General features: G+C 49.6%; 6 protein-coding genes. 3 read left to right on the top strand and 3 right to left on the bottom strand.

Annotation, left to right across the window (positions count from 1 at the left end; translation table 11 throughout):
• Positions 1–480: 480 nt before the first annotated feature.
• The 3 genes from cbiE to QUB37_RS18080 all read left to right on the top strand — a co-directional run bounded on the left by cbiE (position 481) and on the right by QUB37_RS18080 (position 2,491).
• Positions 481–1,689 carry a precorrin-6y C5,15-methyltransferase (decarboxylating) subunit CbiE gene (cbiE, locus tag QUB37_RS18090; protein WP_333164502.1) on the top strand — a complete coding sequence of 403 codons (1,209 nt, stop codon included), beginning with the start codon at positions 481–483 and terminating at the stop codon, positions 1,687–1,689.
• 63 nt (positions 1,690–1,752) lie between these two features.
• Complete coding sequence (locus QUB37_RS18085) at positions 1,753–2,097, top strand: hypothetical protein (RefSeq protein WP_333164491.1); 345 nt, start codon at positions 1,753–1,755, stop codon at positions 2,095–2,097.
• 4 nt (positions 2,098–2,101) lie between these two features.
• Positions 2,102–2,491 (top strand): hypothetical protein, encoded by a 390-nt coding sequence (locus QUB37_RS18080; RefSeq protein WP_333164489.1) that lies wholly within the window; start codon positions 2,102–2,104, stop codon positions 2,489–2,491.
• A gap of 28 nt (positions 2,492–2,519) precedes the next feature.
• Here the strand turns inward: QUB37_RS18080 and QUB37_RS18075 are convergent, their stop codons facing one another.
• The 3 genes from QUB37_RS18075 to QUB37_RS18065 all read right to left on the bottom strand — a co-directional run bounded on the left by QUB37_RS18075 (position 2,520) and on the right by QUB37_RS18065 (position 10,273).
• Positions 2,520–5,927: a DNA methyltransferase gene (locus tag QUB37_RS18075; RefSeq protein ID WP_333164487.1), complete on the bottom strand. Its 3,408-nt coding sequence runs from the start codon at positions 5,925–5,927 to the stop codon at positions 2,520–2,522.
• A 394-nt stretch (positions 5,928–6,321) separates the two neighbouring features.
• On the bottom strand, positions 6,322–9,042 hold the full coding sequence (gene cphA, locus QUB37_RS18070; RefSeq protein WP_333164485.1) for a cyanophycin synthetase: 2,721 nt from the start codon (positions 9,040–9,042) through the stop codon (positions 6,322–6,324).
• A gap of 337 nt (positions 9,043–9,379) precedes the next feature.
• Complete coding sequence (locus tag QUB37_RS18065) at positions 9,380–10,273, bottom strand: cyanophycinase (protein ID WP_333164500.1); 894 nt, start codon at positions 10,271–10,273, stop codon at positions 9,380–9,382.
• Positions 10,274–10,366: the final 93 nt, after the last annotated feature.

The raw sequence follows: 10,366 nt of genomic DNA, 5'->3' as shown, positions 1-10,366 counted from the left end.
CTCCTTCTATCAACGGTTAATTTTTAACTTGAGATTAACAAAAAGCGCTCCTAGAAATAGGGGCGCTTTTTGTTTGGAGAAAAATATTTTTTTATACTTTATTCACATATCTAGTTCGGTAAAATAAGCGTTATAACTGGCATCTTGCACCATTGTTAATAAGCCTTTCACGGGCGGGTTCTCCTGCCCAACCCTACTCCCCACAAGAAAATCTACTCTTTGTGGAACAGGCCGGACAGCCTGTTAAGCGAGAAGGATGCAAGATGTGAGTTATAACTTTTGTACTGAGGATTTCAGTGCGATCGAGTTTTATGAGGACTGAAGTCCTCACTATAAACCAATTTTATTCTGGTTGTTCGAGCGGACATAATATGATTAACGGTTAACGACTAATAACTAATAACTAATAACTAATGAGTGATGATTATCGAGTTTGATGATTCCGATGCAGCCGGAAACGAGATTAGCGGTAAGCATTCAATGCACAAATGGCTTTCGGTGGTGGGGATTGGCGAAGATGGACTTTCAGGGCTGGGCCCGATCGCCCGACAACTACTCGATCAATCTCAAGTCGTTGTCGGCGGTGCCCGTCACCTAGCCATGCTACCAACCAACGACACCCGCGAAAAATTGGTTTGGGCATCGCCTTTGCAGACAACAGTTGACGACATCATCCGCCGCCGGGGACAGTCTGTGTGCGTGCTCGCAAGCGGCGATCCGATGTGTCACGGCATCGGCGTCACGCTGTCGCGCCAGATTCCCATTTCGGAAATGACTGTGATTCCGGCGGTATCGGCTTTTAGTCTTGCTTGCGCCCGTTTGGGTTGGCCACTAGCCCAAGTTGAGACTTTCAGTTTGACAAATCGCCCGATCGCATCGATCGCCCTTGCTTTGTCACCGGGGGCGCGGTTGCTGGTGTTGAGCGCTGACAGACACACGCCGAGAAAGGTGGCACAATTGTTGACGCAGCGGGGGTTTGGTAGCAGTTTGATAACCGTGTTTGAGCGGATGGGAGGGGGATCGGAACGGCGGATCGAGGGGGTAGCAGCAGCCTGGAATGCAGCGGATTTGGCTGATTTGAACACGATCGCGATCGCAGTTGCAGCCGATCGCAAAACTGTGATTTTCCCTCGTACCTCCGGTTTGCCGGATGCTGCTTATCGCCACGACGGCCAACTTACCAAGCGGGAGGTTAGAGCCGTTACTCTGTCAACGTTAGCACCGATTCCCGGAGATTTGCTTTGGGATGTGGGGGCGGGCTGCGGCTCGATCGCGATCGAATGGATGCGGAGTCATCCTCGGTGCAGGGCGATCGCGATCGAACGCGATCCGACTCGATTGCAATACATCGCCCAAAATGCCTCGACTTTCGGCGTTCCCGAACTCGAAATCGTTGCGGGAGAAGCGCCGGAAGCCCTGACAAATTTACCTCAACCGAATGCTATTTTCATCGGCGGCGGTGTCACCGCAGAAGCTGTGCTGGAAACTTGCTGGAATGCTTTAGGTGAAGGCGGCCGATTAGTTGTTAATGCGGTGACTGTTGAGAGCGAGTTTAAAGTTTTGCAATGGCACGATCGTTATGGCGGGGAACTAATTAGAATTGGGATTCAGCGAGTAGGGGCGATCGGTTCTTTTCAGGGTTGGAAACCGCTTGCGCCGGTGACTCAGTGGGCGGTAGTTAAGAGGTAAAATGCGATCAATCTTTTTCCAATAAAGCTATAATCAATAATATCCTCTGGAATGAGAGTGATAATGCCAGACGAATCATCTGTAGATCCTTATTTAGATCGACTGTTTGAAAACTATTCCAACACTGAAGTTCTCGAACTACAGCAATATCTGTCTGAATGGGATAGAGGAACTTATCGAACTGTGGCCCAAAGTGTGTTAGACCATTCACAAAGAAAAGGATTCGATCCACTCAAATATCTGCGTAAAGCACACAACTTCAACACCAGAGGTGCTGTAAGAGTTCCTCGCACGGGATATCGGCAGGATGGAGCCGCTGTTTACCGAAAGGGCAATGAGTTTTTAATTGTGCGACCTGACCAGTATGGTGTTGAGAAAATGGTGACTTATGGCATTAATGAGGAATAGCGATATGGCACAAGTTCAAAACAAATTAGCGCTTGGGCAGGATATTATTGTGCAACTTTTGGCACAGTTGACAGTTGACTATCAAAACACTAAATCAGAGCGCAAAGAGATATCTCAGAGGTATCTTGGTTCTGAGGAAGATTTTTCGTTTCTGGAGGAGCTTGAGTTAGTAACAGTAAGTATTCGCGGTTATGCTAGTCAGATTGAGGAGCGCGCAGAGGTTGAGAATCGCGAGCAAGCGATCGCAGACTTACATCAGCTTAGGGTATTCGATCGTTCTGTGATCGCTCAGTTTTATGATGAGACGCGATCGGGCTATCTTCAAATGCGAGCCTATATCCGAATGCTGGACTATTTGCGGTTGGTGGTGTTGGAGTATTTGCAGATGGCATAGAGAAAGTAACAGAAACTTACACATCGCTCTAAAGTTCTGCCAGATGCCAGAAAGTCATCCCATTTTCAGTATGACTGAGCAAAATCCCCAAATCTTCGAGGCTTTCTAAACAGTCGAGAATGACTTTTTGTTTGCGGCTGGCTGCTTTGAAATGGGCGGTGACTTGGGCGGCTGTCCATTCGCCGCTTTGGGTGCGGAATAAGTCGCGGATGGCCCAAAGTTGCTCTTTGAGGGTTTTGGGGAAAGGTTGTTGTTCCGTGGGGGCGATGGGGGTTTCGGTTTCGGTGGTGATACCTGCAAGGGATGGTTGCACGTAGGTTTCGCCTGGGGCTTGGTAGTCGGGACGCAGCCAGCGAATGAGTCCGTTGCATTCTTCCTCGGCGCGTTGGGCATTGAGGCTGACGAGGTTTTCCAGGATTTGGTCGTCGGTGAGGGTGGGTTCCCAACCATAGGCCGCAAAGACGGCGGCATCGAGTTCGTCGTGGATTTGTTTGAGGGTGGAGACTAGGGCCTTTTGGTTGAAGGCTTTGTCTTTGTCGTCGAGGGGTTCGCCTTGGCGGAGTTTTTCGAGGAGGTTGTACATCCCCGTGATGGTGACTTCGGGGTGAGTGGCTTGGACTCGTTTGCGGTGGCTGTCGAGGCGTTCTCCGAGTTCTCGGATGGTTTGTTTTTGAGTTTCCGTGGCGTCGGGGAAGGGGAAGGGATCGAAGCATCGAGTTTTGTTGTAACGAGGTCTATCTTCTAATGTTCCGCCTGCTGCCAGCGACCAAGTAACATGAACTCGACTAGACAGAACTCCTAAGAAATAAGCATCATCAAGGGCGATCGCAATCAACATATTATCAGGTATTACTTCACGGGGAAGAAAGACAAATACTCTATGCTTCGCAGTCTCTACTGTAGCAATATAACGCTGTAGTCCCTTTAGTGCTGGTCGAAGTTCAGTTCTGGGACGACCAAATATCCACCAGTTTTCTCGGAGGCTCTTATCACGGTTAGTATCTCGTTCAGGTTTAACTTTATCCAATACCCATTGGAATGCTTTTGGATATAGTTCTTGAGCTTTATCAGCTTTTAAGCCAAATAAATCAATGACGCGCACATTGCGAGAACGTTGCATAAAGTCTCGTCCATTGATGTATGGGAAAAGAACCTTAGACTCAATCTCTCCAAAGTCAGATTGCTCGACAATAAACCCGGAACTAAATAGCATAACACCGCGACTGGATATCCTATTATTAGCCAGGAGTTGTTGAGATTGAGTTAAATCAAAACCAGCTTGAAGGTTACTAAAAATTAGCCCTACATTCTGCAACTGCACTTGAACTTGCTCTGCCGAGTCTTCCGGTGTCTCTCCCTCACACTCAGCAACTACTGTACCAAATTCGGCAATCCTTACAGGCTTTTTGAGGTCATATAATTCACCTGCTGTAATTGCAATTCTGACTGCTGCCCCTTCATCAATCCAAGGGTGATCGGGAATAGCAAAAATTAATCGGGTGGGAATCTTTTGCGTAAAATGAAACTCCAGAACTTTCCGCTGCCGAACTTGGCGAATACTGTTTGTGGTAATAAACCCAAAGCGTTGAATTTTGCTTGCTCTAGTTAGTTCCGCTGCCTTGTGCCACCAGTACATTACGAAATCAACAGTATCCGGCACATCTTTATAGACTTTTCGCAACGTTTCTGTATACCCATCTCCCAAGATTTCCCGCATTCTCGCATTCCCAATAAACGGCGGGTTGGACACAATATAATCCGCCTCCTGCCACTCGGCTGCCCTCGGATTTAAATACCGATAAATTGTTATTTGGTCTGTCGGATCGGGAATATCCTCCCCCGTCACCGGACTCTTCATCATCCGTCCGCCCCAGCGAGTCCTCACCTTCCCCGTCGCATCCACATCCGGTTCCCTCCCGTCATAGGCCAACACTGCATCCCCCCATTCAATATTTTTGTACTCGCGCAACACGGGTTCGATCGGCGGAATATCGCCAAACCGCCGAAAATGCCACTGCAAATACCCAATCCAAATCACCAAATCCGCGATCGCCGCCGCCCTAGGATTGATCTCAATTCCCAAAAACTGACTCGGATTAACTTGTGCAATATCTAACCGCAACTGGGCCGCCCCGGTGACATCCTCCAAGCGCCGCAACACCTCCGACTCCAACCCCTTCAACAAATCCAACGTCACATAAAGGAAATTACCCGATCCGCAGGCCGGATCGAGAATCTTCACCTGTTGTAACTCCGTCAGAAATGCCTCTAAAACTGTGATCGCCTTTTTCCTTTGATTTGCAGTCGGTTCCGATTCCCCCGCGTTGAGCAACTGTTTAACCTCCGCTTGTACCGCAATCCAGCGATCGCCCAAAGGTTCCATCACCACAGGCTTTACCAACCTTTCCACATACGATCGCGGCGTATAATGAGCCCCCAACTTACTCCGTTCCCTCGAATCCAGCGCCCTTTCCAACAACGTCCCAAAAATCGCCGGTTCCACATTGCACCAATCCCGCTTCGCCGCCTGCAACAAGACTTCCAACTGCGCCTTTGTCAAAGCAAACGCCTGCGACTCCGCAAACAATCCGCCATTAAACCGCAACAGTTTGCCATGAAAGCCAAAACTCGTCCCCTCATTCATCGCCTCCCACAGCGCCTCTACCTCCGGCTTAAAAGTCTTCGGGTTGTGAATCCATCGCGTTTCCAGCGCCTGCGTAAACAAATGTTCCTTCAACAACCCCACATCCTCAGCAAACATGGTGAAAATACAGCGCATCAAAAACTGGGCGACTTGCTGCGGATCGACATTCGCCTCCATCCGCTTCGCCAACTCTGCCAAATCCGCCGCCACTTCCCGCGTCACCCGCGCCGCAATTTTCTCTGGATTACGCTGCTGCGGATTGCTAAAAATATCGACAAACAAATCGAAAACATCGGCTTTCCGCAACTCGATTAGCCCGATTTCTCGCCGCGCCCCATAGCCGCCATAATCGCCGCTAAAACCCATCCACAATTCAAAATGATCGCCAATATCGCAAGTTAACAAAAACGGCGGTTTGCTGCTGAGACTGCGGGTATAGGCAACTGCCTGCACAAACGCTTTTTCCATCTCTCGCAAATAGGTATTTGTTCCCCGCTTTGCCGTTCCCTTTTTGCTCGTTGTTCCGCCCTGTTTTGCCTCGATTAAAAAATGCTCGGCTTTGTAAAAGTCAATAAACCCCGGAGTTACTTTGCCGCTGGGGTGAAAAATTTTGACATCTTTATCAAAGCAGTAGGGCTCGTTGGGAATTCTGCCTTTATCAAAAGGGCGATCGACTCCCAGCGCATCGCACATTTCGGCAAAAAACAACTGGTAGTTTGCCCGTTCGTTACCGCTAGAACCTGCCCAGCGCGTGATGAATGTTTCGACTCGCGTGCGATCAGCCTCATTCATGCTTCAATCCCTGTTGCTTGCTGTTTCCTGATTCTATACTTCTCTGTTAGCATGGAAATTATTCATGGATCTATGCTATTCATCTGCGTGAATCAGCGTCAATCCCTTGTCATCTGCGGTGAAGAAATTCTCTTTTTTTTACCGCAGATGAGGGCAGATAGACACAGATTAACGCAGATGAATAATATCGAATCCGGTTGCACCATCTGTGGTTGACTGTTGACTGGATTTTATGCCCGACGATGCTACCGGATTTAATATAAGTCGATCGCTCTCTCTACCCTTTGTTCAATGCAATACAAAAAAAATCTTCAAAAATAGTATTAATTTTAAAACAAATAGGTTGGGTTTAACACAAGTAACCCAACCTATTAATTAAATGAGACTTAAGAGTTTAGCCTTGATTCACCACAGTCGGTTTTAAACTTTCCTGTGACTTCGATCGATCTAAACCGTTTTGAACTTCCACAGATTCCTTAATCGGTTTCCGGGCTTCAATTAAACTCAAAGCTTTGTTGACACTTTCAGGTAAAATCACTACCAAACTGCCGGCCGGCGCCTCATCTAAAGCTTTGTTAACGGCTGTTGTTTCGTCGAGAATCAACTCGTATTCAACTTGAGATTTGTTTGCGGTTCCTGCAGAAATCGCCTCTGCAATTCCCTGGCAAATTAACTTTGCCACAACACCGGGTTCTCGGCCGCGCCTGTCAATATCTTCCTTGACAATTATACGATCGAACATCTCGGCCGAAAGTTTGCCCAGCGTGACAAAATCTTCATCTCGTCGGTCTCCGGGGGCGCCGACTACCCCGATCCGCTGTCCCTGCCAATTCAGCACGAAACTCCCCAAAGCTTTGTAGCTGTGGGGGTTGTGGGCGTAGTCCAGCAAAGCGTGATAGTTGCCCAATTTAAACAAATTCATCCGTCCGGGAGTTTGACCGACCGATGCTTGGAAGCTTGACAAAGCAGCCCGAATATCTTCTATTTTCAATCCTTGGGCAAAAGCCGCCAAACAAGCTGCTAAAGCATTGGCAATCATAAACGGCGCCCGCCCGCCCATCGTCAGCGGCACGTTCACAGCCTGCTCAATTCTCAGCGTCCAATCGCCTTTCAATATAGACAAATACCCATTTTCGTAAATCGCTGCCAGCCCGCCCGCAGCGGTATGTTTGGCAACCAGTTCGTTATCCGGGTTCATGGAAAAATAGGCAATTTGAGCCTTGACACGCTGCGCCATTTGTGATACTAGCGGGTCGTCTGCATTTAAAACTGCATAGCCTTTGGGCATTACCGACTCGACGAGGACGCTCTTGAGTTTGGCCAGTTGTTCTACTGTGTCGATGTCGCCAATTCCCAAGTGATCGGCCGCGACGTTCAAGACGACGCCGACATCGCACTGATCGAAGCCGAGGCCCGATCGCAAAATTCCGCCTCTAGCAGTTTCCAGCACTGCTACTTCTACCGTCGGATCGGACAAAATCAATTGAGCACTCTGCGGCCCAGTATTGTCTCCGCTTTCTACCAAATAATCGCCGATGTAAGTGCCGTCGGTAGTTGTGTAGCCGGTAATCTGACCTGTCTGCTTGACAATGTGGGCAAGCAGGCGAGTGGTTGTAGTTTTGCCGTTGGTTCCCGTTACCGCTAAAATCGGCACCCGGCTGGGTTGAGGTGAGGGGAAAAGCATATCGAAGACGGCACCGGCGACGTTGCGGGGTAAACCTTGACTCGGGGCGACGTGCATTCTGAAACCCGGTGCTGCGTTGACTTCGACGATGACGCCGTTGACATCGCGCAGGGGTTGGGAGATGTCGGGAGTTACTACGTCAATGCCGGCGATGTCCAAACCGATAATTTTGGCGACTCTGGAAAACAGCCAGACGTTTTCTGGGTGGATTTCGTCGGTGCGATCGACTGCAATGCCACCGGTACTCAAGTTGGCTGTCGCCCGCAAAAATACTCTTTCGCCGGCCGGCACTACGGAGTCCATCGCGTATCCTTGTTTTTGCAGCAAATCCAGGGACAATTTGTCGATCGTGATCCGGGTGAGCACGTTGTCGTGTCCATCTCCTCGCTGCGGGTCGCGGTTTACTTCTTCAATAAGCTGTTCTACTGTATACCTGCCGTTGCCCACGACGTTAGCGGGTACTCGTTCTGCGACTGCTATGACTTGCCCGTTGACTACCAATACTCTGTGGTCACGGCCGACGTAATAGCGCTCTACTATCACGCTTTTTGTTTTTGATGCCGCGCTGGCTAAGTCGTAGGCTTCTTCTGCTGCTTCCCAGGAATTGATGTCGATCGTAATGCCGCGGCCGTGGTTGCCGTCTAGGGGTTTGAGGACGATCGGATAACCGCCGACATCTTCGATCGCCCCGCGCAGTTCATCCAAATAATTAATCACCGTTCCTCTGGGAACCGGCACACCAGCGCTGGCGAGGATATTTTTGGTACCTTCCTTGTCGCAGGCAAGTTCTACCCCCAAAACTCCTGTGCGGTTGCTCAGAGTTGCCTGAATCCGCTTTTGGTGAACCCCGTAGCCGAGTTGAATCATAAACCTGGCGCTCAAAGGTATCCAAGGAATGCCGCGCGCTTCTGCTTCCTTAATCAGTGTTTCCGTGCTCGGCCCCAAGGCCGCCGAAGCAGCAAACTCTCTGAGATCTCTCAAATCTTGGATTAATTCTGCTGCTGGATAAGTGCCTGTCTCGGCAATGCTTTGGCACAGTCGCACGCCCGCCCGCGCTGCATAGCGACCTGCTTGTTCGTTTTGATACTCAATTACTACTTGGTAAATACCTGGGGTCGCAGTCTCGCGGGTACGGCCGAACCCGACCGGCATTCCTGCCATTTCCTGAAGTTCTAGGGCGACGTGTTCGATTACGTGTCCCATCATTGTGCCTTCTCTGACCCGTTGCAGGAATCCTCCCTGATGGCCTGGGGAACAGTGATGGTCGTTCAAACTCGGAAGTGCGGCGATCAACCCTTCATAGAAGCCAGGAATTTCCGCTGTGGTTTTATCTGCCCACTCCTCTAAATCCAGACGCATCAGGACGAGTTTTTGGCGTCGGATGCTCCAGTAGTTGGGGCCGCGTAAGGTCTGGATTTTAAGTATTTTCATGGCAGTTAGAGGGGTATGGGGCGCGAAATCTTATAGATAATTGGAGCATTTATTCAATTTCGATCTAGATTGCTCGATCGACTGTTCGCTGCGAACAGTTTGGGAGTGAATTTCCAGTTATGGGCTACCCAATTGAAAATTCATGCCCCTGCGATCGGCTAAAAACAAGTACAGGTCAATGGCTAGCAAAAATTCAAAGCCCGAAGTTAGAATTTTCTGTGATTCTGCCTGCTGGGGTCAGCCCGTGGCTGCTTCGGAATCTATTCTTTGTTGTATCCATGATTCGGCCGGAATGCCGCCTAATTTCTGCCGAATCAATGACAAGAGATGTTCTACGTTAGTTGGCTGTGCGGCATTCGGGGGGCCAGCCAGACTCGGAACACGCTCCTGATGGCATTGGTTTGCCTTGGGGCATATTGTAGCAATCTCCGTGACACAGAACGTGCAACCGCATATTGAACAGACTTAAGGGTTCTGTCGCTCCTACCATAGACTCATTGGTATAAAAATTTTCCCTAGAATCAACAATAGTCACAGTGCCTTTACCGAGAATTTTCATAGTATCGTCTCCCTCAAACAAGGCGCAGGTATCTTCGTCAATACCAATAGCGAGGCGATCGGGATGGCAAGCCACAGCCGACAGCAAGCGAGCCATGCGGTTGCGGTTGTGAAAGTGCTGGTCTACGATGATCTCAGGAATAATGTTAAGTCCGTTTGCCATGTCTACTAAAGAGCGGTTCGGTGACGCACCACTCCCACCGCCTGCAATCATGTGATATCCCATCACCGCAGCACCTGCGCTGGTGCCAGCGAGGGTAATCTTGCCTTCGAGAGTTTCTTTGCGAATTTTCTCCATCAGCGGGGTGTCCGCCAGCAGCCCGCAGAGCCGCAGTTGGTCGCCGCCTGTGATGAATACGCCCGTACAATCTTCTAAGTAATCTTTCCAGACGGGGTTTTCGGCTTGTGCGCGTTCGCGGATGTCCACTACTTTGACGGCGCTAACGCCCATCTCGTCAAATATGGTGCGGTAGCGGTTGCTAATTCCTTCGGGATCTCGCGAAGCGCACGGGATGATGGCCAGCCGAGCGTTTGCACCCCCAGCACGGCAAAAAAAGGTATTCAGAATCTCTCGCCCGTGAACTTTGTCTTCGGCTCCCCCGATGACCATAATCGAGGTTTTTGTGCGCTGGGGAATATTGTGTTCAAGGGCTTGAGATGTCAACTGCTGCATGGTATGTCTTCCTCTGTTGGATGTGAAATTCAATTTTGCCGTTGCTGTGGGTAGAATAGGGCTTTTTAAGAATAAATATTTGTTTGCGAGCGA

The sequence above is a fragment of the Microcoleus sp. AT3-A2 genome, assembly GCF_036705685.1.
Classification (GTDB): domain Bacteria; phylum Cyanobacteriota; class Cyanobacteriia; order Cyanobacteriales; family Microcoleaceae; genus Microcoleus.
The sequence above is the reverse complement of the archived record's forward strand: the minus strand, read 5'-3'. Positions and strand labels throughout refer to the sequence as shown.